General features: G+C 48.4%; 18 protein-coding genes. 6 read left to right on the plus strand and 12 right to left on the minus strand.

The features are described from left to right. Positions 1 to 81 precede the first annotated feature (81 nt). Entirely contained in the window at positions 82 to 1683 is a 1602-nt protein-coding gene (locus tag CIK04_RS05260) for a methyl-accepting chemotaxis protein (protein WP_097352123.1), read from the plus strand. Between the two features lie 13 nt (positions 1684 to 1696). Here CIK04_RS05260 and CIK04_RS05265 read toward each other — a convergent pair whose 3' ends face one another. Continuing rightward, on the minus strand, positions 1697 to 2698 hold the full coding sequence (locus tag CIK04_RS05265; protein WP_017789992.1) for a substrate-binding domain-containing protein: 1002 nt from the start codon (positions 2696 to 2698) through the stop codon (positions 1697 to 1699). Positions 2699 to 2865: 167 nt separating this feature from the next. Here CIK04_RS05265 and CIK04_RS05270 point away from each other — a divergent pair, with 167 nt between their 5' ends. Next, complete coding sequence (locus CIK04_RS05270) at positions 2866 to 3198, plus strand: tRNA-binding protein (protein WP_011151020.1); 333 nt, start codon at positions 2866 to 2868, stop codon at positions 3196 to 3198. A gap of 14 nt (positions 3199 to 3212) precedes the next feature. Here the strand turns inward: CIK04_RS05270 and CIK04_RS05275 are convergent, their stop codons facing one another. Next, complete coding sequence (locus CIK04_RS05275) at positions 3213 to 3767, minus strand: gamma-glutamylcyclotransferase family protein (protein ID WP_026060787.1); 555 nt, start codon at positions 3765 to 3767, stop codon at positions 3213 to 3215. Between the two features lie 134 nt (positions 3768 to 3901). Between CIK04_RS05275 and CIK04_RS05280 the strand changes: the two genes are divergently transcribed. Beyond that, positions 3902 to 5086 (plus strand): NnrS family protein, encoded by a 1185-nt coding sequence (locus CIK04_RS05280; RefSeq protein ID WP_097352124.1) that lies wholly within the window; start codon positions 3902 to 3904, stop codon positions 5084 to 5086. 91 nt (positions 5087 to 5177) lie between these two features. Here the strand turns inward: CIK04_RS05280 and CIK04_RS05285 are convergent, their stop codons facing one another. Next, positions 5178 to 6629, minus strand: a complete 1452-nt coding sequence (locus CIK04_RS05285) for a RimK family protein (RefSeq protein WP_017789994.1) — start codon at positions 6627 to 6629, stop codon at positions 5178 to 5180. A 66-nt stretch (positions 6630 to 6695) separates the two neighbouring features. Between CIK04_RS05285 and CIK04_RS05290 the strand changes: the two genes are divergently transcribed. Further along, complete coding sequence (locus tag CIK04_RS05290) at positions 6696 to 7799, plus strand: GNAT family N-acetyltransferase/peptidase C39 family protein (protein WP_045594060.1); 1104 nt, start codon at positions 6696 to 6698, stop codon at positions 7797 to 7799. On the opposite strand, the gene CIK04_RS05295 is transcribed toward CIK04_RS05290, so the two are convergent. From CIK04_RS05295 to CIK04_RS05330, 8 genes are all read right to left on the minus strand, one after another. Next, a complete protein-coding gene (locus CIK04_RS05295) occupies positions 7800 to 8729 on the minus strand; it encodes a zinc transporter ZntB (protein WP_097352125.1) in 930 nt (309 codons plus the stop codon). Between the two features lie 101 nt (positions 8730 to 8830). After that, a complete protein-coding gene (gene glpD, locus CIK04_RS05300; RefSeq protein ID WP_128824598.1) occupies positions 8831 to 10366 on the minus strand; it encodes a glycerol-3-phosphate dehydrogenase in 1536 nt (511 codons plus the stop codon). 171 nt (positions 10367 to 10537) lie between these two features. Next, entirely contained in the window at positions 10538 to 11305 is a 768-nt protein-coding gene (locus CIK04_RS05305) for a DeoR/GlpR family transcriptional regulator (RefSeq protein WP_011079695.1), read from the minus strand. Between the two features lie 180 nt (positions 11306 to 11485). Beyond that, on the minus strand, positions 11486 to 13003 hold the full coding sequence (gene glpK / locus CIK04_RS05310) for a glycerol kinase GlpK (RefSeq protein WP_011079696.1): 1518 nt from the start codon (positions 13001 to 13003) through the stop codon (positions 11486 to 11488). Positions 13004 to 13070: 67 nt separating this feature from the next. Beyond that, complete coding sequence (locus CIK04_RS05315; protein WP_011079697.1) at positions 13071 to 13922, minus strand: MIP/aquaporin family protein; 852 nt, start codon at positions 13920 to 13922, stop codon at positions 13071 to 13073. Positions 13923 to 14416: 494 nt separating this feature from the next. Next, on the minus strand, positions 14417 to 15448 hold the full coding sequence (gene dapD / locus CIK04_RS05320) for a 2,3,4,5-tetrahydropyridine-2,6-dicarboxylate N-succinyltransferase (protein ID WP_045594066.1): 1032 nt from the start codon (positions 15446 to 15448) through the stop codon (positions 14417 to 14419). Positions 15449 to 15814: 366 nt separating this feature from the next. Continuing rightward, positions 15815 to 16129, minus strand: coding sequence for a YebG family protein (locus CIK04_RS05325; RefSeq protein WP_017420245.1), 315 nt, complete (start codon positions 16127 to 16129; stop codon positions 15815 to 15817). A 104-nt stretch (positions 16130 to 16233) separates the two neighbouring features. Continuing rightward, the gene (locus CIK04_RS05330; RefSeq protein WP_017790000.1) at positions 16234 to 17130 is read right to left on the minus strand and encodes a LysR family transcriptional regulator; all 897 of its coding nucleotides are present in this window, start codon (positions 17128 to 17130) and stop codon (positions 16234 to 16236) included. Between the two features lie 108 nt (positions 17131 to 17238). Here CIK04_RS05330 and CIK04_RS05335 point away from each other — a divergent pair, with 108 nt between their 5' ends. After that, complete coding sequence (locus CIK04_RS05335) at positions 17239 to 18216, plus strand: TDT family transporter (protein ID WP_045611146.1); 978 nt, start codon at positions 17239 to 17241, stop codon at positions 18214 to 18216. Between the two features lie 78 nt (positions 18217 to 18294). On the opposite strand, the gene CIK04_RS05340 is transcribed toward CIK04_RS05335, so the two are convergent. Continuing rightward, positions 18295 to 20118 (minus strand): DUF3413 domain-containing protein, encoded by a 1824-nt coding sequence (locus CIK04_RS05340; RefSeq protein ID WP_176463287.1) that lies wholly within the window; start codon positions 20116 to 20118, stop codon positions 18295 to 18297. Positions 20119 to 20383: 265 nt separating this feature from the next. On the opposite strand from CIK04_RS05340, the gene recC reads away from it, so the two are divergent. Beyond that, a complete protein-coding gene (recC, locus tag CIK04_RS05345; protein ID WP_097352127.1) occupies positions 20384 to 23872 on the plus strand; it encodes an exodeoxyribonuclease V subunit gamma in 3489 nt (1162 codons plus the stop codon). Positions 23873 to 24156 lie beyond the last annotated feature (284 nt).

Consider the following 24156-nt stretch of genomic DNA (forward strand, 5'->3'; position numbering starts at 1 on the left):
CCTATAAAGAGCATTTATAAAAATAACAAATCTATCAGTCTTGAAAATCTGAGTCAGAATCTCTGTCGGGATGGGTACGTCATGTTGAAGCTAAGAAATATGAAAGTCAGCTATAAGCTGGCAATGATTGTTGCTGTCGGAATTTTAGGATTCCTACTCCTACTGTTTATCTCCGTTAATACTCTCAAAACGAACTTGATTGCTGAGCGTCACGCGCGGTTGAACGCCGTGATCCATACCGTGTTGTCACAAGTGGAATCACTTAGCCAAACGTACGCTCAATCAGAGGCACAAAATTTGGCCAAGGCGTTAATCTCAGCAACGCGTTTTGATGAAAACAACTATCTATTTGTCATAGATGAAAATCGTAATACTGTGGTTCATCCGATCAAACCTGAGTTGGTTGGTCAGCAGATGGGCAATGGCAGCGATGGTCAGTTTTGGTTCACCATGGTGGATTTAGGCCGGGCGGGAGGCACAGGCTCACTCACCTATCTGTGGCAAAACAGTCGAGGTCAACCCGCCGACAAACTCTCCGTGGTGCACGGTTTTGCTCCTTGGGGCTGGATCATTGGCGCTGGGATGTTATTGGACGATATCGAAGCGGCGGTGAATCAACAAATTTTCAAAATGGGCATTGCCACTCTCGCGATTACCTTGGTCATGAGTGCGCTGGGGATGCTGATTAGCCGCGCGGTGATTGAGCCGTTAAACGCCATTCGTCAGAGCATGAAGCAAGTTGCGGCCGGAAATCTAACCGCTCAAGTGGCGGTGTTGGGTAAGGATGAATTTGGCCGCTTGGCGCAGGACATCAATCAGAGTATCGGCTCGGTCAGAGAGGCGCTGTTTGAATCGGTTCAATCTGCTTCCGAGGTGGCTGATGCCGCGGTGCGCATTGCATCATCAGCGGAAGAGACCAGCCAAGCGGTGCTGAGCCAGCGAGACCAACTGAATCAGTTAGCCACGGCAATGAATGAGATGAGCGCAACGGTTGCTGATGTGGCCGGCCACGCCGAGGACACCGCCAGAGATACGCTGGATGCGACCAAAGAAGCCAACTTGGGCGATAAAGACGTGCATTCCAGCGTGGACAGCATTAAGTCGCTGTCTGTTGAACTCGAAGTGGCCAATGATCAGGTCGCCAAGCTCAAAGAAGGGGTGATGCAGATCAGCGAGTTCACCAATGTGATCAGCAGTATCTCAGAGCAGACCAATTTGCTTGCGCTCAATGCTGCGATAGAAGCGGCAAGGGCGGGAGAGCAAGGGCGGGGTTTTGCGGTGGTGGCTGATGAAGTGCGAAATCTGGCTGGGCGCACTCATCAATCGACCGATGAAATACAAACCACTATTAATAAACTGCAGCAGTTAGCCGTTTCTGCCGTGGCGGCGATGGAGAAAAGCCAATCACTGGCACAAAGCAGTGTCGCTCGAGCGGAGCACGCGGGAGAGGATTTGCAATTGATCGTCAATCACATTCGTCACGTGAGCGATAAAGCAACGCAGATCGCTACCGCAGCGGAAGAGCAGAGTGCGGTGGCAGAGGAGATGAATCGCAACGTCAGTGGTATCAATGACGCGGCGATGGAGATGTCGCAAGCGGCCAACTTCTTAGCGGAAGAGAGTGAAACCTTGGCCGATTTGTCGCGCCAGCTTGATCAGAAGATGACGCGATTTAAGCTTTGATGAGGAAAAGGCGCTAAGAGAGCTTGGCCACAGAATCTCTTCTTACCAAAGTGGGTGAGAAGATCATGGTGCTGTGGTCTGCCTCTTGCTGGCGAGCCAAATCGATCGCCAGTCTTGCCGCTTTCTCTGCCATCATCTGTATTGGATAGCGCACGGTGGTGAGGCGAGGGCTGACATAGCGAGCAATCAAACCATCATCGAATCCTATCATCGAGACTTGCTCTGGCACTTTTAAGCCATTCTCATCCAATACCGATAGCGCACCTGCCGCCATGTAGTCGTTGTAAGCCACCACGCCAGTGATCGGCAGAGATTTTGTTAGCAAGTTAGTCATTGCCGTTTCCCCCCCATCACTATTAGGCTCGCCTTGTTCGATATACGCACTAGAGAGCTCAATGTGATTGTCTCTTAATGCGGCGAGATACCCAGCGATGCGCGCGTCGGCGTCTTCAATTTTGTGGCTCGATGAAATGCAGGCGATGTGTTGATGGCCATGGCGAATCAAATACTCTGTCGCCAAATAGGCTCCTTTGTAGTTATCGAGGGAAATGCAGCGTTGCGCGATTTGTGGAATATGGCGATTGATGATCACTAAGCTCGGGACTTCTTGCGCGTATGACAGCAACTCTTCGTCACTCAAGCCTTTAGAATGAATCACCAGCGCATCGCAACGGCTATTGATCAGCAGTTCAATGGCTCTGCGCTCTTCCTCGGCATTGTGATAGCCATTACCAATCAGTAGGTGCTTGCCATTCTCATGGGCCACTTCATCAACGGCTTTAATCAGCGTGCCGAAGAAGGGATCCGATACATCACCGACTAATACGCCCATGGTATTGGTGCTTTGACTCACCAACGCTTTGGCGGCGGCATTAGGGCGGTAGCCCAATTTGGCCATTGCTAGGGTGACGGATTCAATCGACGCTTTACTGGCTTTGGGCGATTTATTAATCACTCGTGAGACGGTGGCGATGGAAACGCCTGCTTCGCGAGCAACATCTTTAATTGTGGCCATGTGTTACCTCATTTCTATGCTGCTCTCATTAAACCTCTGAACTGTAAATTAGGCAAATAACTGCGAGTTTTCATTTTAAAAATGCGATCTTTACCACTTGTAATATCAGGCTCCAATGATAGTGTAAACGTTATCTTTTTAGTAAAACTTTACCGAGGTTATCTTACATGGAAACGATCGCTTACGCTGATTTCGCTAAGCTGGAAATTCGTACTGGGAAAATTATTGAAGTCGCCCGTCATGCGAATGCAGACAAACTCTATATCGTACAAATTGATGTTGGCGAGAAAACGCTGCAAACCGTCACTAGCCTTGTGCCGTATTACAGCGAAGAAGAGCTGATGGGCAAACAAGTGGTGGTATTGTGCAACCTTGCCAAAGCGAAAATGCGTGGAGAAACCTCAGAGTGCATGTTGCTGTGCGCGGAAACAGACGATGAAAGCGAAAGTGTTCTCTTAACGCCAGAAAGAGCGATGCCGACGGGAGTGAGAATTGTGTAGTTGATAAGGGAGCGTCATGCTCCCTTTTGTATTATGAGCGCGTCAATCAATGGATAGTGATGTGGCTCCACTCCAGCCAAATTGCCATATTTTGGCGCGTGGCGATCGTCTTCTTTAGGAAAGTGCCAGCCTACGGTGTATTGCACAAAATGTTGGGCAAACGCTTCGGAGATCTCTAAGCATCCCGCGAGTACCGTATCGACATACGTTTGCATGATTGGGCTCAGAGGGCAGGGTGGTTGCGGATCGTCTTTTACATACACCCAAATTGGATGGGCACGATTGAATGCGTGGTCGGTTTCTATCTGATCTGGCGTAATTTCAATGCGATGGTAGCCTCTCTCTCGGCGATCGAACTCAGCGAGTGCACGATCATCAATTTCCAGTAGCACACCATTCACTTGGCTCTCGCCACGGTTTACAACCAACGGTGAGAGAATGTAGCTGTCGTCGACTTTGCCCCAATAGCGCACCAAGCCGTGAGCAATCACCGGGATAGCCTCACCCGTTTGACCTGTCAGTTGACGCGACGCAGCATTGATTAAGCTGCCATAACCAAAAATGTACATCTTTATTCCTTGAGCCATATTCCTAATGACCGTTATACCTAAGAGGTAAAATTTTTAAAGTTGTATTTTTAATGCACCTTTAGTGCTACACTGCATTTGTTGTGAATTTAATCAGCATGTGGAGGGGGCGAAACGTGCTAAATATTACTGACAAAAAAGTGGAAGAAAAAATTCCCGCTTGGCTGAGATTGGGTTTTCGACCTTTCTTTTTATTAGGCTCGGTATACGCCATTATTGCCATTGCGGTGTGGGTATGGATTTTTCAAACCGGTCAGCCAGCGCAACTCCAGGTGCCAGGACTGTGGTGGCATGTGCATGAAATGCTGTTTGGTTTTGCGATGGCGATCGTGGCTGGGTTCCTGTTAACCGCGGTACAAAACTGGACGGGCATCAACGGCACCAAACATTATCGTTTGGCACTGCTGGTGGCACTGTGGTTGCTGCCGAGAATTTTGCTTTGGACGCCAGCACCACTGTGGTTAACCTCCAGCATTGAAGCGCTGTTTCTTGCTTTGGTGGCCTTTGAAATCGGTAGTCGAGTGGTGCAGGCCAAAGGTTGGCGTAATCTCTTTTTCGTCCCACTGTTTTTGTTGGCGATTGGTGCTAATTTTGCCAGCTACGCGACAATAAAAGGCATGCCGCCATTTACTTCTTCAGCAGTTTGGCAAGCGATGCTCTGGTGGTTCACCTTGCTGCTGTCGGTGATGGGGGCACGCGTGATCCCATTCTTTACCGCGCGTCGTTTCAACTTTGAAAAAGCCAATCCGATTGTTTGGCTTGATTGGGTAGCAAACTTACCTTTGGTGATGCTGTTTTTGCTCAGCTTTTTCCCAGTGACCATGGCACAACTTGGCCAGCCACTGATGGTGATCGCGGGTGTGGCGCAACTGGTGCGCTTTATCTGTTGGAAACCTTGGTTGACCCTAAGTGAGCCGTTAGTTTGGTCGTTGCACGCCGCTTATCTGTGTTTACCGCTGAGCCTGCTGTTGCGCGGTTTGCTGGATAATCCGTTCGCGTCACACAACTTGATCCACTTATTTGCGATTGGGGCTTTGGCTGGGCTTATTCTGGCGATGATTGCGCGAGTCACCATGGGGCACACGGGACGAATGATTTACCAAGGGCCGAATATGAGTCTGGCGTTTGGCGCACTCTTCCTCGCGGCTTTGGTGCGCAGTTTTGGCGTTATTTTTGCGCCCGCACAACTGTTTATCTGGATCGACATCAGTGCCGCGCTGTGGGTATTCGCGTTTACACTGTTTGTCTGGAAGTTTGGTTATATGCTCGTGACGCCGCGAGCTGATGGCCACCCGGGCTAAGCTCTGCATGAGATAAACAACAAAGCCACTCACGAGGAGTGGCTTTTTGCTATTCAAAGCTTATTGCTTAAAAGTGCATTCAAGCGGGATGTTAAAACCCGCGCATTTGAATGCGGCGTAAGAACTCGGTCATCACACGGTCGTAGAGTAAATCGCCAAGGAAAGCATCTTCAACGTGATGATCAATACTTGGGTTGTCATTGACTTCGATGACATACACTTGGCCATCCACTTCTTTGAGGTCAACACCATACAGACCGTTACCAATCAAGTTGGCGGCTTTGAGCGCAACATCAACCACGTTTTTCGGCACTTGTTTCAAATCCAAGGTTTCAAAACCACCGGACGACACTCGGCCACTATTGTGGTGTTGGTAGATTTGCCAATGGCCGCGACTCATCATGTACTTACAGCTGAAAATCGCTTGGCGGTTCAAAATACCAATACGCCAGTCAAAGTCTGTTGGCATAAAGGCTTGTGCCAAAATTAGCTCACTTTTTTCAAACAGCGCTGCCGCTTCTTTTTCCAACTCTTCTTCGTTACGTACCTTCACCACGCCACGTGAGAATGCGCCGTCTGGAATCTTCAACACCATTGGGAAATCCAGCTCATTGAGCAGATCACTTTTCCATTCTGGGTCAAAGTTTTTCAAAATAACGCTCGCTGGCGCGGGCACTTTGTTGTTTTTCAGCAATTCAGTGAGAAAGACTTTGTTGGTGCATTTCATGATCGACTCGGAGTCGTCCATCACGATTAGGCCCAGTTTTTCCGCTGTTTTAGCAAAACGGTAGGTGAAGTTACTGATGTTGGTGGTGCTACGAATAAACAAGCCATCAAACTCACCTAAACGAGAAATTTCATCTTTAGAGATGGTCTCTAAGTTCATCCCTAAGCGCGATGCTGCACGTTTAAAGCGTTTCAACGCTTGTGGGCATGAAGGGGGCATTTTTTCCTCTTCATCAATCAGCATCGCGATGTCGTAACGATATTTTTTCTCTTGTTTAGGTTTACGCCAAACCTTGTTGGAGAACAGTTCCAGTGACTCGATAAAGAAGTTCTCTTCCGTATCGTTAAGTTCTTGGAAAGGAAACGGCGCAACAGAGTCAACTTGCCAATTATGCTGGTTTTTGGTCATTTTTAACTCAATGACGGGCACCATAAACTGCTCAAACAGACGACGGGCAAGTTTCTCTAAACCTTTGTGCTCAGTACGACCAAAGTAGATCTTACAACTGATGCTCTCTTGATCTTTCGCCAATTTACCCAGTTTGAGAAAACCAGATGAAATCAGTAGAGGCTGAGTGATGTCATTAATGGCGGTCACCGTCGGAATGACTCGATGACCACGTGCACCAGCCATCAGTGAGCAATAGTAACCGCTGCTCATGTAACCATAATCGCGACACAGGTTAACAACCTGCACGCTACGTTGATTGTGTTGCCAGTCACTGTCGAGATACTGGGCAACATCAACCACTTGTTCAGATGGGAAATACTGCTGCCAATCGCTAGCTTGGTCAGTCACAATTAAAAGATTTGCCATCTATTTCTTTCCTTAATAAACGCGCTATGATGAGGGTGCTTTCTCACTTATTCCTGAAGGTGTTACATGGATTTTCGTGTTGCGAAAATTGCCGATCTTGACGCGTTAAACCGATTGGAAAGGGAACTTTTCGTTGGTGATAGAATTGCACCAAGACAAATGAAGCGTTTTATCCAATCTGAACATGCCGTTTTGTTGGTGGCAGATAATGGCCAACAGCTCGCGGGTTATGCACTGTTACTTTTTCATCAAGGAACACAACTCTCAAGATTGTATTCGATTGCCGTTAGACCTGAATTTCGAGGGCAGAAGATTGCTCAGTCGCTGATTGAACTCTGTGAGCAGTCAGCCATCGAACAGGGTTTCACTACATTACGCCTAGAAGTTCGTGAAGACAATAGTGCCGCAATAAATTTGTACAAAAAGCTGGGTTATCAAAAGCTTAAAATCCTTATTCACTATTATGATGACTTGAGTGATGGGATCCGAATGCAGAAGCGTTTGGCGCATTATGGGCCCAAAACTTTGCTGCCTATGCCACTCTACGTACAGACCACGCCTTTTACTTGTGGTGCGGCTTGTTTGTTGATGGCGTTTGCTCACTATGACCGTAACTTTCAGCCATCACGCAAGCTAGAGCTGCAGCTTTGGCGCGAAGCGACCACCATTTTTATGGCCGCAGGGCACGGTGGGTGCAGTGGACATGGTTTGGCGTTAGCGGCTGCGCGCCGAGGTTATAAAGTTGAGCTTTGGAGCCATGCGAAGTCGACCCCGTTCATTGATAGTGTACGTGACGAAAACAAGAAGCAAGTGATCGAGATTGTTCACCAAGATTTCTGCCAACAATTGGAGGAGTATCAGGTGACAATGATTGAAGCGCCTCCGTCACAAACTCAATTGGAAGCGTGGGTAGGAGAAGGGGCAAGCGTGCTACTTCTCATCAGTACCTATCGATTTAATGGCAGTAAAGAGCCGCATTGGGTTCTTTTGAGTGGAATGAGCGAGCATTTTTTCTTTATTCATGATCCCCACGCGGAATCGGAAGAAGAGGCGATAGCGTCTGCACATGTCACGGTCAGTAAAAAAGCACTGTCGCAAATTATCGGTTTTGGCAAGCAAAAGCACACGGCCTGTGTCGTCATTCACCAAGACCGTAAGCTTAAAGGCTAATTACCAGAATTTGAGCCGCTTGAGCAGCAATACTTCGGCGGCAAAAATGACCACCAATCCAATACAGAACCACAAGAAGGCGACCGGGGATTCTACCCCCGGAATGCCACCGATATTGATACCAAGCAAGCCAGTTAAAAAACTGGTAGGCAGGAAAATACTGGCAATCAATGTAAACAAGTAGCTGTTTCGGCTGATTTTATCTTCTCGTAGTTGTTGAATTTGTTCTTTGAGCAGTGCGAGCTCGCCAAGAAAGAACTCTATGGTTTCGTTAATGCGAGTAATATTACTTAGTGCATAATTGACCATTAAGGTTTTGTTAGTCAAAAGGGCGACTTCAGAGCTCGAAAAATCAGCAATGGCGTACTGTTGCGGACGAATAAAGCGTTTGATTCTCAACAGTGCTTTTTGTACTTCAATGATGTCGCCAATTTGTTCGGTGTCGAGCTCAAACTGTTCTATTTGTTCCTCAATATCTTGAAGATATTGCTGCATTTTTCCTGTCAAACCATCGATGATGGTTAGGAGTAGATCGGCGATGCTGTTCGGGCCTTTTTTCTCGGCGAGAGAGGCTCTGATTTCTGAAATCGCTTTGGAGGAGGTCTTACGTGTCGAAATCAACGCGCCTTTATAATAAAGGATGCGGATACTGAGCATATCTTCTGGTATTGCGTTGTCGTTCATATTGATTCCGCGAAGAATCAGCATAAAACTATCATCATCATAATGATGGAAAGAGGGGCGGGTTTCGTCAGCGAGAAGGTGATTTACCGTGCTGAGAGGAACTTGATTCTCGATCAACCAAGCTCGAATATCTGGATGATGTCGCTCACAGTGATACCAATGACTGGCTTGTATGTGCTTAAAGTTGTTTTCATATCGAGTCGCTGGAGAGGTAGAAAAATCCCAGTGGTCAATTAAAAATCCCATAATAGTCAGTTACCTTTGTCCGTGAGTATCGTCATCAAGTTACTCGACTTGATGACGTTTGGCTACTGACTTTATGAAGATTGAACAATGGTACAAGCAGTTCAACAGACTTGCTTTAGTGTTGGTTTCCTAAAGTGCTTTTTTCCTACGTAGTTATCGACATCAAGTACTTGTTCTGGGGTGAGGTAAAGCCCGAGTTTAGTTCGACGCCACAAAATGTCCTCACTGCACTGAGCAAACTCATGCTCAATGAGGTAGTCCAGTTCGCGTGTATAGACATTCGGTGCGAGCATATCGCCCATCGCACTTTCTTCATTAGCGCCCTGCAACAGCAGGCGCGCATCGCTGCCATATTGGCAGACATAACGGAAGGCTAAGGTTGCACTTAACCAAGGATATTGTTGGCGTAACGCGTGGGCGAGTTGCTCTCGTGTACAGCTAAAATCACCGCCGGGAAGTGTTTGCTGTGCCGTCCACGGTGTGCCCATATTGTCAAAGTAAGGGGCGAGTTTACGCATGGCAGACTCCGCCAACTTGCGATATGTCGTCAGTTTGCCACCGAAAATAGAGAGCAGCGGAGCTTGATCGAGCTCCTGTTCCAGCTCGATGGTGTAATCACGTGTGATTGCTTGTGGTGAATCGGATTCATCATCACACAGTGGGCGGACGCCGCTGTAAGTCCACACCACATCTTGTTTGCTCAGTTGATGGACAAAATGCTGATTAACAATATCAATTAAGTAGTCAACTTCCTGTTCTGATATCGCCACGTGGCGAGGGTCACCGGTGTATTCGACATCCGTTGTGCCGACAATTGAAAATTTATCCAAATAAGGAATCACAAACACAATCCGCCCATCGTTGTTTTGCAGGATGTAAGCTTGCGGATCGGGATGTACGCGTGGCACGACAATGTGAGAGCCTTTGATCAAACGAATGTTGCGTGGTGATGGGCCATCTAAACTGTCATCGTAAAATTGTTTCACCCAAGGGCCCGCGGCGTTGACCAAGGCTTTGGCGTAACGCACAAACTGCTCACCATTTTGCTGATCTTCAATGGTGACTTTCCAAAGGCCGTCAACACGCTCAGCTTTGCTCACTTTGCAGTAATTACGCACTTCTGCGCCATTGCGTTTGGCACTGATGGCATTCAATAACGTGAGGCGAGCATCGTCGACCCAACAATCGGAATACTCAAAGCCAATTTTCATTTCGTCTTTCAGCAGCCCGGTTTCAGCAAGGTTCACCTTATGGCTGCTAGGCAGTGTGGTGCGCTTACCTAAGTGATCATACAAAAACAGCCCGCAACGAATCATCCACGCGGGGCGAAGATAGGAGCGGTGCGGCAAGCGAAAACGCATTGGAAAGGCAATGTGCGGCGCTTTTTTGATCAGCACTTCGCGCTCTGCCAGAGCTTCCGAGACCAAACGAAACTCATAATGTTCCAAATAGCGCAAACCACCATGGATCAGTTTCGAGCTGGCTGAAGAGGTCGCCGAGGCAAAATCTTTGGCTTCAAAAAGTGCGACGCTAAGGCCACGTCCTGCCGCATCTGCTGCGATGCCTGCGCCATTGATACCGCCCCCGACAACCAAGATGTCGAGTGTTGATGTAGGTGTGGAGGAGTTGTTCTTCATTTGAGCTGACCTAATGTTATTTTTGTTCGAACGAGCATTTTTGAAACTTAAATGAGCATAACTTAAGTTTCGAATGAGATCAGCTATTATTTTCGTTTGTGCTCGTTTGTGTGATTTGAACACAAAAAAGCCCCGACACTTAGTGACGGGGCTTGGAAATGCCTTTTAAGTTTATTCGCCGGCGACAACGCAAGGGATCTGCTGCTCTTTCAAAATCGCCGTGATCTCTTCTGGTGGCTGTTCATTGGTGATCAGCATATTGATTTGCGAAATATTCCCCAGCTTGACCATCGCATTGCGGCCAAATTTACTGTGGTCAACGGCCAGATACACGCTGCGACTGTTTTCGATGATGGCTTGTTTCACACGCACTTCATGGTAGTCGAAATCGAGTAGTGAGCCATCGTAATCGATGCCACTGATGCCAAGAATGCCGAAGTCCAAACGGAACTGCTTGATGAAATCGAGTGTTGCTTCACCGACGATACCGCCATCACGGTTACGAACTTCGCCGCCGGCAAGAATCACTTTAATCTCAGGATTGCTCAGCAAAATACTGGCAACGTTGATGTTGTTGGTGACAACGCGCAGCTGCTTGTGGTTTTTATTCAGAGCTTTGGCCACCGCTTCTGGTGTAGTGCCGATATCAATAAACAGTGTTGCGCCATCGGGAATGTGCTGCACCAACTCTTCGGCAATCAAATCTTTTTCGGTGAAATGTTCTTTTTTGCGCGTGGAGTAAGAGGTGTTCTCTGAACTGAGTGGGATAGTTGCTCCACCATGGTAGCGGCGAATTTTGTTTGCATCGGCAAGCTCATTCAGATCGCGGCGAATGGTTTGTGGGCTGACATTGAACTTCTCGACTAGCTCGTCGGTACTCACGTAGCCTTGTTTTTTCACCATCTCGATAATTTGTTGGTGTCTTGGAATCTGTTTCACTTTGTCTCCCTGATGCCTCTGCCTCAATGATCCTTTTGGCAGAAATGCTGGCATTCGAAAATAATCACTCAGGCTATTGTGCGCTAAATGATGAGTTCATAGAAGTTGTCGAGGTCAAGAATTCGTGTGAAACAACAAAAAAGGGCGTCAAAAGACGCCCAAAATTGGGGGGAGGTGATTTTAATCTTCGAGATCGCGCAATTCAGACCAAGTTTGCGCACATTTGACTGCGCGTTTCCAGCCTTTATAGCGTCGGCTGCGTTTCTCTTCATCTTGATGAGGAAGGAAGCTGCGGTCGATCTCTGCTTTGCCTTGAAGCTCATCAATGCTGTTCCAGTAACCCACGGCCAAGCCCGCTAGGTACGCAGCGCCCAGTGCGGTCACTTCAGTGACTTTTGGACGATGCACCTCGGTATCAAGCACATCAGATTGGAACTGCATGAGGAAGTTGTTGGCGACAGCGCCGCCATCTACGCGTAGGGCAGAGAGCTTAATGCCAGAGTCTGCTTGCATGGCGTCCAGTACATCACGAGTTTGATAGGCAATGCCTTCTAACGTTGCGCGGATGATGTGGTTTGAGTTGACGCCACGAGTTAGGCCTACGATGGTACCACGAGCATAGGCATCCCAGTACGGTGCGCCTAAACCCGTAAAGGCTGGCACCACATACACGCCGTTTGATGTGTCCACTTTTGTGGCGAAGTATTCGGAATCATGCGCATCGGAAATCAGTTTCAGCTCATCACGCAGCCACTGAATCGAAGCGCCGCCCATAAAGACCGCCCCTTCCAGTGCGTAGGCAGGCTCGCCTTTTGGTCCACACGCTAGTGTGGTCAACAAACCGTTGCGTGAGGTCACTTTCTCTTGTCCGGTGTTCATCAGCAAGAAGCAACCCGTTCCGTAGGTATTTTTCGCTTGGCCTGCTTCGACACACATTTGGCCGTACAGAGCCGCTTGTTGGTCACCCGCAATGCCTGAGATAGGAATACGCGTACCGCCTTTACCACCAATGTTGGTTTGGCCGTAAATTTCCGATGAGCGTTTTACTTCTGGCATCATCGACGCTGGGATGCCCATTTCTTCGAGCAGTTTGCTATCCCAACATAGGTCATTGATGTTGAACAGCATGGTGCGGGAGGCATTGGTGTAGTCAGTGACGTGCACGCGGCCTTGGGTCATCTTCCAGACCAGCCAAGTATCAACGGTACCAAACAGCAGTTTGCCCGCTTCGGCGTCTTCACGTGCCCCTTCAACATTATCGAGAATCCATTTTACTTTGGTGCCCGAGAAGTAAGGGTCAAGTACAAGCCCCGTGTTTTCGCGGATGTAAGATTCCAATCCGCGCGCTTTTAGGTCCTCACAGATGTCGGCAGTACGACGGCACTGCCAAACAATGGCGTTGTAAACAGGCTTACCTGTTTCTTTGTTCCAAACGATGGTGGTTTCACGTTGGTTGGTGATACCGATGGCAGCCACTTGGTCGCTGCGGATGCCTTTTTTACCCAGTGCTTCAACGAGTGTAGAGCTCTGAGTCGCGTAAATTTCCATTGGATCATGTTCTACCCAGCCTGCTTGTGGGTAAATCTGAGTGAATTCGCGCTGGGAGACAGAAACGATGTTCGCGTCGTGATCTAAAACCACAGCACGAGAGCTGGTGGTGCCTTGGTCCAGTGCAACGATGTACTTCTGCTCAGTCATGGTAGGATCCTTTTGTTTCGTTATTACTATTTTAGTTAATTTTGTGTCGTTCAGAGCAAGCGGCTAATTATGCGCGTGCTTCTTTGGCTTCTTCTTCCGTTTCACATTGGTTCGGAATGGTGCAACCTGAGCCTACTTTCGGTAAGTATGCCGCAATCGCTTTTGGATAGAGCCAGCCACCAAAACACGCACCTGCAATCGGCGCCAAAATCGGTACGATGAAGTAAGGAATGTCTCGACCACCGCTTAGGGCATAATCCCAACCTGCGAAGTAAGCGAACAGTTTTGGTCCGAAGTCACGTGCTGGGTTCATAGCGAAGCCCGTTAGTGGACCTAATGAACCACCGATCACCGCAATCAAGATACCAATCAACAGCGGGTTCATAGCGCCACGTGGTGCACCATTGTGCTCGTCACCTAAGGCGAGGATGGCAAACATCAATACCGCAGTAATGACAAATTCCACCGCAAACGCACCAAAGAAGGAGAGTGAAGCGTGTGGGTAGGTGGAGAAGATACCTGCTGTAGCAAGGGCTTCTTGGCTGCTGCGAACAAAGTTATGCGCGATCTCGTAGTCAGTAAACAAGTTGCTGTAGAGGGTATAAACCAGAGCCGCAGAGCAGAATGCGCCCAGTAACTGCGCGATGATGTAAGGGACCACTTTCGCTTTATCGAAGCCGTGGAATGCCGCTAAGGCAATGGTGACCGCGGGGTTGATATGCGCGCCGGATACCCCAGCCGTACAGTAAATCGCGATCGAGACACCAAAGCCCCAAACGATACTGATTTCCCATTGGCCGAACTGAGCACCAGCAAGCACCAGTGCTGCCACGCAGCCAACACCGAAAAATATAAGTAGCCCTGTACCGATGAATTCGGCCAAGCACTCTCCGAAAAGAGTGTGTTTTTTGTTAGTCATGGTAAGCGTCCTTTAAGTTCACGTTATTTGTGCTTTTTATTATCTACTGCATGCACACAAGCTATTTTGCACATTTAAACGATTGCGAAAATAAACAAACACTCAAAATGCGCGTTCGAGCATAAATTCATTAATGAAAGGTAGGTTTTTTGTTAATTAAGTCATCATTTGAACTTTTTCACTCTTACGGATAAGAAGGCTGCAATAAATCAGCTTCCGTAAGCATTGTTAAAGGAGGTATATGTGTGGTGAATGAGTGTAAGTAGCTGTGAATATTACATTTAATTAACGTAAGCGTCTGAAGCGTGTTGTGGAAATGTGATATGAATTTTGTTGTCTATTGCTGTTTGGATACGATCTCAGCAGATTGATGCTGTTCTGGTCGTACCAATTGGAGTGAAAAGGAAAGCGAAGCGGTTGAGGAGAATTTTCGAAAAAGAAAAGCCCTTCATTGATGAAGGGCTCGAACTAACGCTATCTCTGAATGCACGAGATTAGTTGTTTTTGTGCAGCTCGCTGTTGAGCTCTACCGCAGTTTTGTTCGCCAAGCATTCAATTTGGCCAGTCACTGAGTTGCGACGGAACAGTAGGTCAGATACGCCTGCTAAATCTCGCGCTTTAACCATTTCGACTTCTTGACCGGTTGAATCAAGCATGCGTACTTTAGAGCCAGCGGTTACGTAAAGGCCAGATTCTACCGTACAGCGATCACCCAATGGGAAACCAAGACCTGCGTTTGCACCAAGTAGTGAATTTTCACCAATAGACACGACCACTTTACCGCCGCCAGATAGGGTACCCATGATCGATGCACCACCACCAATGTCAGAACCGTTACCGACAACAACACCCGCAGAGATACGGCCTTCAACCATGCTTACGCCTGTGGTGCCCGCGTTGAAGTTGATGAAGCCTTCGTGCATGACAGTTGTGCCTTCACCTACGTGAGCGCCAAGACGCACGCGAGACGTGTCGGCGATACGCACGCCTGTTGGTACCACGTAATCCACCATTTTAGGGAACTTGTCGACGCAATCGACAGTGAGGACACGGCCAGCTAAACGCGCTTCGATTTGGCGTTCTGCCAGTTCAGGTAGATCGATTGGACCTTCGTTGGTCCATGCGATGTTGTGCAGTAGACCGAAAATGCCGTCCAGTACGGTACCGTGTGGTTGAACTAGGCGGTTAGAGATGAGTTGCAGTTTTAGGAAACCTTCAGCAACGCTTTGTGGCTGCTCGTCAGTAGCAAGAATAACCAGTACCAGTGGTTGTGCTGACTCTGCCGCTTTTGCTGCGAAAGAGGCGTTTGCTGCATCACCATTTGCTTCAAACGCTGCTGCCAGTTCTGCACTTTGCGCCGCAGAGATCTCGATAGCTTGGTTGCCTTGCTCGTAGCCCGCAAGGGCTGCTAGAGCGTTGACTAGCGCCTCGCTTGGGTTAAGAACAGGGTTTGGAAAAAACGCTTCGATGATTTTGCCGTCGCGGTTTTTGGTTGCTGTACCAAAGGCGAGAGAAAAGAAAGCCATAGTTGATCTCCATGTGTTGAGTCTTTGTCACGCGCCATTCACTGGCAAGCGCTGGAATTAAGTTATAGCCATCATAAAGAGACAAAAAAAGACTTTAAACCCCTCAAAGGGAGAAAGTCTGTAGATGGATACCCTTTGTCTTTTTAACGATATATTTCTTCGTATGGCTATATCCTTCCTACTTGAAGCTGCAGCGGTGTTGGCTGCATTCGTTCACACCAATCATATAGGTTATCTATGCTCATGGGATTCACTCATTTGCCGCCTACCCGCAACTTCAAGTTGTTTGGGTATATTTTGTATTTTGTCGCCAAAATCAAAACCGCCGCACAGGGCGACGGTTTTATTCGACATTGTTTGCGAAGATTAAGCGGCGTCTTCTGCTGATTCATCTTCGCCGGCTGCGTCATCAGCAACCGCGGCTAGCTTCTTTTCTTTTTTCGGCGTTGGGCGGCGTTTTGCGCCTAGCGCGTAAAGAAGCTCTTCTTTGTTCTGAGCGAGGAACATCGCCAAGTCTTCTTGTTTGCCTTCATCTTCAAGAAGATCGCTTTTACCTAGTAAGTCGAAAAGCTCATCTGCCATATCCAGCATTTTGTCGTATGCGTCAGCTTCCGCTTTAGAGGTAAAAGTCATTTTCTCTTCTCCGTTGCGTTCTACCACGTACTTGACGATAACAGCCATGGTTAATCCTCTAAGTTAAATAGTCCAGAAATTGCACTGTGCGTTTATACAGCTTTTCATCAGTAATGTCCATTGACTCGCGTCAAAATGAGAGCTGAATTCCGCTATCGTTCGGGATGCCAATGGTGGCAAAAATCGATAAAAGCTTTAAGTAACGGACTTTGATACTTTTCTTTGTGTACCAGCAGCCAAAAGCGGCGCTTCATGTCGAGTGGCATCGGGAGCATTTTCACGCGACCATCTCGTACAGCATGGTCAGCCGAGAGGCGGGATAAGCAGCCAAGCCCAAGTCCTGCGGAAACCGAATTGATCAACGCTTCGGTAGTGTTGAGCTGAAAGGCTTCATGCCAATGCTCTATGCGTGGCGCGATGACTCGATGGAAAAATTCACGTGAGCCAGAGCCGGCTTCGCGCAAAATCCACTGACTGTTCTCCAGTTCAGTGAGTGAGATTGAGCCATTCAGTTCAAGGGGAAAATCGGGCGGACAAATGACACACATTTCGTCCTCGCTAAACTGGGTCGCATTGAGCTCGGGATGCAGTGTTTTGCCTTCAATCAGGGCGATATCGAGCTCGTAGTCCACCAGCATATCGCAGATCTGCGCCGAGTTAGAAATGAACAGGCTCTGTGCTTGATGCTGGGTGTGGCGGCGAAAATCGCTGAGCAAATAGGGCGCAACTTGATTACCGATGGTGTCGCTAGCGCCAATACGAAGTTGACCTGACAGTGTCATGTCTTGATCAAACAGCGACTCAATCGCGCTGGCTCGGCTCAACAGCTCATCGGCCAATGGCAAGAGCTTTTGCCCTTCTTGATTGAGAATCAAACGGTTATTAACGCGATCAAACAGATGATGACCAATTTGCTTCTCCAACTCGGACAGCGCCATGCTCACTGCCGCTTTGGAAAGAAAGAGACTTTCCGAAGCCGCGGTGAGCGTGTTGTGCTGAGTGATGGTGGTAAACACTTTGAGTTGTTTCAGAGAAATGTGACTTGCCATGCTCTCTCGTTAAATAATCTTGAACGTTGGTTCTAAATAATTAGATATCTTCAAACATTAAGCAAGCATAAAATAGCGCCATACAAAGATAGCCTTGTTGAGGTCGTGATGATTCAAAGAACAAAAGCAAAAGTAATGGGCGCTCCAACACCGATGGCAGGTTTGGCGCTTGGTATTGCGAGCTTAGGCTGGAGTTGGGAAAACTTGGCAACATTAAACGGCTATGGACAGTGGATAAGTGCGGCAATCGCCAGCGGTTTGCTGGTTATCTTGGCGATTAAATTTCTATTTCATCGCCACCTATTGCAGCAAGATCTTGCACACCCAGTAGTGGGGAGTGTTGTACCAACATTTGCGATGGGAACGATGGTCGTCTCAAACTCGCTAGGGCACTTTTTCCCTGTTGCGGGAGATGTACTTTGGTTGGTCGCCGTTGTACTGCATATCGTGTTTCTTGTGAGCTTCTTGTACCATCGTGCTCAAAACTTCGAACTTCACCACATGGTACCAAGTTGGTTTGTACCACCGGTCGGTATCATTGTTGCGGATGTTTCTTTCTCGGGTAACCCTGCTTTAGCCCCTATTGCGCACGGTGCACTTGTGTTTGGTATGGTGGCTTACGCGGTGATGTTGCCATTGATGATCTACCGTTTTATGTTTACTCATGAAGTGCCAGATGCCGCCAAACCAACGATGGCAATTATGGCCGCGCCAGCGAGCCTTTCATTGGCAGGTTACTTAACCGTGACGGCTCAACCTTCGCCAGTGATTATTGCGTTGCTATTTGGTATTGCCGTACTGATGACGGCGATTATTTACCTCGCGTTTGTTAAGTTGCTTCGTTTGCCTTTTAGCCCAGGCTATGCGGCGTTTACTTTCCCAATGGTGATTGGTGCCACTGCACTGTTTAAAATGGCCAACTGGATGCAACAGGCAGGTTTAAGCGGCCACTATGTTGAACAAGTGAGAATGCTGGCTGGCATCGAGCTGTTGGTGGCCACGGTTGTGGTGGGATACGTCGCGGTGCAATACTTCTACAATTTAGTGGTGTTGCCAAAACGCAGCGTGCTTGGCAAATTTGCCTAGTATCGAATGGTGTCGTAGAGAAAAAACGCCTCGCAGATCATGCGAGGCGTTTTTGCTTAATGGCGAGAAAAACGGTCGTTAGCCCTTGTGATAGAAGCGCGACATCAGTTCCAGTGATTGCTGAATCACATTAACCGGCACTTTGTGGTCTTTAACAATTTTCAATTGGTTGTTGAGCTGTTTTGAGTTTCCTGCCGGGTTAACCACCATCATCATCTCTTGGCCGACGAGTGCATAGTTGTAGTAGCTCCCCGCGATAAACCAATCTCGAGATTTGCTCGCGTCGAACAAGTTGTCTCCGACGCTAAAATCGGCAGTATTCATTTTATTATCAAAAAGCATTGCCATCAGTGTGGGCACCACATCAAAGTGGGTGGTGCGATAATCGTAAGTCTTGGCGGCTTGGCCTGGTGCGTAGAGGTACAAAGGTACATGAATTTGCGCTTGGCTGTAATTGCCTGAATGCCCCCAATAGTTCATGCGATTATCGTTAAACTCTTCACCATGATCCGAGGTGATGACCACGATGGTGTTCTCCAAATCAATCTTGCTCAGTACTTTGCCGATTAAGCCATCAATGTAGTAGAGCGAATTCTTGTAGCGATTATGGTACAGCTCGGCATCAAAATCGTTGTTGAGCAAGATGTGATCCACGCGTTCCCAATACGGTGTGAATTTCGCGCCTTCTGGTTCAGGGAATTCGGTGCCATGGGCAGAGTCGTAGAACAGAAAACCGAAATAGGGCTGGTCACTCGGCTGAGCTTCAAAGGCGATAAAGTCTTCAGTAATGCGCGCGTCGCGTTCAACTTGCGTTGTTCCTGGTGTTTTCAAGCGCAGATCTTTGACGTTTTTAAACACTGTGCGTGACAGTGGAGGGCTGGTTAGCGACGCTGAACCGAAGATTCCCATGCGATATCCGGCGCTTTGCAGGCTATCCATAAACACTGGGGCGGTTTGACTGGCGTAAAAACTGTCCCAATAGGTGGCAGGCAGGCTGTAGAACAGGCTAAATATGCCCGCTTGGGTAGAATTGCCGCCACTCATGTGCTGCGAAAAGTTGGCCGTCTTTTGTGCAAACTGGCTGACGTTAGGCATGATTTCAGCCGTGGCGTCACTGTGTCGCCAAGCGTCCACTAAGATAAACAGCACGTTGGGTTGTTTTGTTTGTGTCGGCAAGCTGACGGGCTCAAGTGGGTAGTCCAGTTGACTGCCCTCGACGTTTTTCAACTCAACGCGATTTTGCGCCGCAATCCTTTCATCGACAAAGCCATTTTTGTACATGAAGGAGCGGGCGGTGAGTGGGTAATAAAGCGGCCAGTTATTGGTAAATTGGCTGACCTCATTGTCGTACAACGCATTTTTATACGCATGCACCATTTGGCTGCTCAGCAACATAACAAACCACAATGCGACAAAAGCGAACTTGAGTTTGCTGTTAGCGAGAAGCTTGCTGAGCCATACCGCGATGGCGAGGCCAATGAACATCACCGCAATCTCAGAGATGAAAATCAACCAACTTAGCCAAGAGATATTGAAGACTTCATTTCCGCCATCAAAAAACATGCGGATCAGCAAGCCGTTAATATGAAATTTATAGTGTTGGAAAACCGTGATGTCGATCTTCAGCGCAATCACTAACAGAGCGGCAAGTGTGATGACGATGCCTTTAAACAGCCGAGTTGGCAACAGCGTCAGTGGAAGACTGAGCAGCATGATGGGGAAGCTGAGTAAACCGAGCCAGCCCAACTGGGTGGCAATAAGATAGACGCTCTGTATCCCAGTCAGATCTTGAGAGGGATCAGACGAGAGTACAAACGGGTAACAGGCGATGGACAGATAAACCGTGAAGCAAGCAAAAAAAGCAATCAGCCACGCGCTATTGGAGGAGAGTTTTCGCAACATCTTTTTGAATCCCATAGCGAGTTATAAATAAAATTGATAAAAACGAGCAGAAGTATAAAACAGTGTTTTTTAACTTTAAAGACGTGAAGCGTGTCACATTTGGTACGGAAGTGTAAGTTTCTCCTGACAATGCCTTTTGCTGACAAACTGACCAAGAATCGCTACCGATATAACCTTTCTGGAAATCAGTGAGTTAGAACTATGTGGCCACTCAGCGAGCTGTGCTAAGCTAACGCTTAGTGATTGTCTTTCCGGAAGCTAACTCGTGTTTACTGTCTATCACTCCAATCAAGTGGATGTGCTCAAATCTCTGTTGGTGGAACTGATTCGCCTCAATCCTTTGCAAAATCCCTTCGACAAAGAGCAGATCTTGGTACAAAGCCCTGGCATGTCTCAATGGTTGAAAATGGAACTGGCGAAAGAGTTTGGCGTGGCTGCAAACATCGAATTTCCGCTACCCGCGACATTTATCTGGGATATGTTTACTCACGTTTTGGCGGATGTGCCAAAACGCAGTGCTTTCAACAAAGAAGCGATGACGTGGAAGCTGATGCATTTGTTGCCGCAGCAACTTGCACTGGCGGAGTTCTCGCCCTTAGCTCGCTATCTTCAAGACGATGAAGAAGGTGCAAAGCTTTACCAACTGTCGGAAAAAATTGCCGATATTTTTGATGGTTATTTGGTGTATCGCCCTGAATGGATACGTGATTGGGAAGCGGGGAAGGCCGTGGCTGAGATTGGTGATGAGCACCCTTGGCAGCCCATGTTGTGGCAAGCGCTGTATGACCATACCGTCGCGCTTGGGCAATCGCCGTACCATCGCGCCAACTTATACGAACACTTCATTGATAGCTTAGACAACTACACGGGCCAGTTTGAACACTTGCCGCAGCGCTTGTTTGTTTTCGGTATTACCTCATTGCCGCCACGCTACATGGACGCGCTGAAAGCGCTCGGCCAGCATATTGACGTGCATCTGATGTTTACCAACCCTTGTCGATACTATTGGGGTGAAGTGCGCGATCGAAAATTTCTTGCTCGTTTGGCGGCAAAGCAGCGTCAGCACCTTGTGTGGCAACAAGATCATTCGCAGCTTCAGGGACAAAGTGAGCAGCTGAAAGGCAGTATTGAAGACAACCTTGTTGATGAACTGCATACCGAGGTGGTGGGCAACAGTTTGTTGGCTTCCATGGGCAAACTTGGCCGTGACAACATGTACTTGTTGTCTCAGTTGGAATCGCATGAGATTGAAGCGTTTGTCGATATCGACCGAGATTCGCTATTGCATCAACTGCAAGCCGATATCCTCAACTTGGAGGAGCACCAAGATGACGACCATATCGAGAGTAGCCATCATAAACCGCTCATCGAGGCGAATGATCGCTCTTTGAGCCTGCACGTTTGCCACAGCCCAATGCGTGAAGTGGAAGTGCTGCACGATCAATTGCTGGCGATGTTCGATGCCGACCCAACACTCAAACCGCGCGATATTATCGTGATGGTGGCAGACATCAATGCCTACAGCCCAGCGATTCAAGCGGTGTTCGGTAACGCCCCAGGTGAGCGATTCATCCCCTATTCCATTTCGGATCGAACCGCCGATCAAGAAAGCCCGATTCTCAATGCGTTTTTGACTTTAGTGAATCTGCCACAAATGCGCTGTTTGGCGTCAGAGCTGTTGGAACTGCTAGAAACCCCCGCGATTTTGCAGAAATTCTCCTTGAGTGAAACGGAGTTCCTGCAAGCAAAACAATGGGTGGAAGCGTCGGGTATCCGTTGGGGGCTGGATGAGCAGACCGGATGTGAGTTTGACCTACCGCAGACAAAACAAAACACCTGGCAGTTTGGTATTCAACGCATGTTACTTGGCTACGCCATGCCAGAATCGGCTGGCTTGTTCCAAAGTGGCGACGAATGGCTCGCACCTTACAACGAAGTTCAGGGAATGGGGGCGGAGCTGGCGGGCAAACTGAGCTACTTCATTGAAAAAGTTCGCAGCTATCGCCACGCCTTAGCTCAAGCGCAAAACATTGACGCATGGCGACAGCAACTACACGGTGTCTTGGCGGATTTCTTTGCCGTCGACTTGGAAGGCGAAGTGGCGTTGAAATCGATTCGCGATACGTTGGGTCAGCTAAAAGAACAGTTGAGTGATGCGGCATTTGAGGCGGAATTATCACCGAGTGTGATTCGTCAATACCTGCTCAATAAACTGTCCGGTAGCCGTGTAAGTCAGCGTTTTCTTGCTGGACAAGTGAATTTTTGTACCTTGATGCCGATGCGTTCGATTCCATTTCGCACCGTCTGCTTATTGGGGATGAACGATGGCGTCTATCCACGCAGTGTGGCACCGGAAGGATTTGATTTAATTCATGGCCGCGCCAGAGCGGGGGACCGCTCTCGCCGCGACGATGACCGCTACTTGTTCCTAGAGGCTCTCTTGTCTGCGCAGCAAAGTGTTTACATCAGCTATGTCGGACGTTCCGTGCAAGACAACACCGAGAAAGTGCCGTCGGTGCTGGTGGCTGAGTTGATGGAGTATTGCCAGCAAAACTACTGTTTAGCGGGAGATGAGCATCTCGGTATGGATGAATCTGGTGCGCGCCTATTAAAGATGATCACCTGCGAGCATCCCATGGTGCCATTTAGCCCCCAAGCGTTTTTAGGCGAACCTCCAAGCAACGCGAAAAGCTATGCCAAAGAGTGGATTCCAGCGGCCCAGCAGCAGAGCGAAGGCCAAATGCCATTGCAGCAAAGTGCGCCATTTTATCAAGCCCTTGACGATTATTTACTGGGTGCCACGTTCCCGCTTGAGCTGGATCTGGTTGAGTTGCAACGTTTCTGGCGACTGCCAGTGCAGTACTTCTTCAATCGCCGTTTGAAAGTCGTTTTCGAGCCACCAATGGCCGTGATGGCCGATGAAGAGCCGTTTATTTTGGATGGACTCAACAGCTTCCAATTGCGTGAACAGTTGCTGCATCGTCTCTTATCGGATGAAAACAGCACGCCTGACATGGCACAGCCGCTGATTGAGGAAGTACGCAGTGAATTGCGCGCTCAGGGGAAATTGCCGATCGGTGCCTTTGGCGAGTTGGAATTTGATACTAACCGCGTGCAAGCTGAAGCATTAATGGAAAAATTAACCGGGCTATCTCACGCTGCTTTGGATGATCTCGAAGTGGATCTGGCCTTTACGCCAGTTGGTGAAGGCAAAACGATTCATTTGAGCGGTTGGTTAACACAGCACTATCAATCTGGGTTACTGCGTTATCGCAGTGGCAAAATTCGCTCTCAAGATTACTTAGCGGGTTGGATTGATCACCTTTCGATGTCGGCTATGGGCGTCGCCAAAGTGACGCATTTGATCGGCTACGACAAGAAAGAGGGGGTTGTGCACCTCAAATACCCGGCGATGGCGGATGCTGGCCAAGCCAAATCCTTGCTTAACGAATTGATCCGCCTGTATATCGAAGGCATGACCCAGCCTTTGGCATATTTCCCCAAAACCGCATTGGCGGCCATCGAAGCTGGCATAAGCCGCGGGCAATGGAATGATGATGAAGAGAAAGCGTTGAAAAAAATGGCGGATACCTTCAATGATGGTTTCTTGGGCGCAGGGGAAGGCGCAGACAGTTACATCAGTCGTATTTGGCCAAAATGGAATGATCAACTGGCCCATCAAGTGCGTTTGATGAGTAGTTTGGTGCTGCAAGGGGCAAGATTGTCCGTTGTGGATGCGTCAGAGGAAGCATAAACGATGTCGTTCAACATCAACAATGGGTTAAAAGCGCTGCAATGGAGAGGAAGTAGGGTGGCCGCCAGAAAATCATTATCGTGTAGGGCGTTTGCTGTACGGCCACAAGGTCAGAGGGACCATGATTCGGTTGAGTGGTTCGTGTCGAACCCTTTGATCTCGTGAGGCGCATACTACCCAGAGCGGCGAGGATGTTCCGTGAGTAAGATCCCACAACATCCTAATATTTAGAGAGTTAAGATAAATTCATAGCGTTTTTAAGGTTTGATCACAGATCAAACAGC

The sequence above is a fragment of the Vibrio sp. 03_296 genome (assembly GCF_002265885.1).

Coding starts and splice junctions, on each gene's coding strand:
- CIK04_RS05260 (WP_097352123.1), top strand. CDS start 82: ATGTTGAAGCTAAGAAATATGAAAGTCAGCTATAAGCTGGCAATGATT.
- CIK04_RS05265 (WP_017789992.1), bottom strand. CDS start 2,698: ATGGCCACAATTAAAGATGTTGCTCGCGAAGCAGGCGTTTCCATCGCC.
- CIK04_RS05270 (WP_011151020.1), top strand. CDS start 2,866: ATGGAAACGATCGCTTACGCTGATTTCGCTAAGCTGGAAATTCGTACT.
- CIK04_RS05275 (WP_026060787.1), bottom strand. CDS start 3,767: ATGTACATTTTTGGTTATGGCAGCTTAATCAATGCTGCGTCGCGTCAA.
- CIK04_RS05285 (WP_017789994.1), bottom strand. CDS start 6,629: ATGGCAAATCTTTTAATTGTGACTGACCAAGCTAGCGATTGGCAGCAG.
- CIK04_RS05290 (WP_045594060.1), top strand. CDS start 6,696: ATGGATTTTCGTGTTGCGAAAATTGCCGATCTTGACGCGTTAAACCGA.
- CIK04_RS05295 (WP_097352125.1), bottom strand. CDS start 8,729: ATGGGATTTTTAATTGACCACTGGGATTTTTCTACCTCTCCAGCGACT.
- glpD (WP_128824598.1), bottom strand. CDS start 10,366: ATGAAGAACAACTCCTCCACACCTACATCAACACTCGACATCTTGGTT.
- glpK (WP_011079696.1), bottom strand. CDS start 13,003: ATGACTGAGCAGAAGTACATCGTTGCACTGGACCAAGGCACCACCAGC.
- CIK04_RS05315 (WP_011079697.1), bottom strand. CDS start 13,922: ATGACTAACAAAAAACACACTCTTTTCGGAGAGTGCTTGGCCGAATTC.
- dapD (WP_045594066.1), bottom strand. CDS start 15,448: ATGGCTTTCTTTTCTCTCGCCTTTGGTACAGCAACCAAAAACCGCGAC.
- CIK04_RS05325 (WP_017420245.1), bottom strand. CDS start 16,129: ATGGCTGTTATCGTCAAGTACGTGGTAGAACGCAACGGAGAAGAGAAA.
- CIK04_RS05330 (WP_017790000.1), bottom strand. CDS start 17,130: ATGGCAAGTCACATTTCTCTGAAACAACTCAAAGTGTTTACCACCATC.
- CIK04_RS05335 (WP_045611146.1), top strand. CDS start 17,239: ATGATTCAAAGAACAAAAGCAAAAGTAATGGGCGCTCCAACACCGATG.
- CIK04_RS05340 (WP_176463287.1), bottom strand. CDS start 20,118: ATGTTGCGAAAACTCTCCTCCAATAGCGCGTGGCTGATTGCTTTTTTT.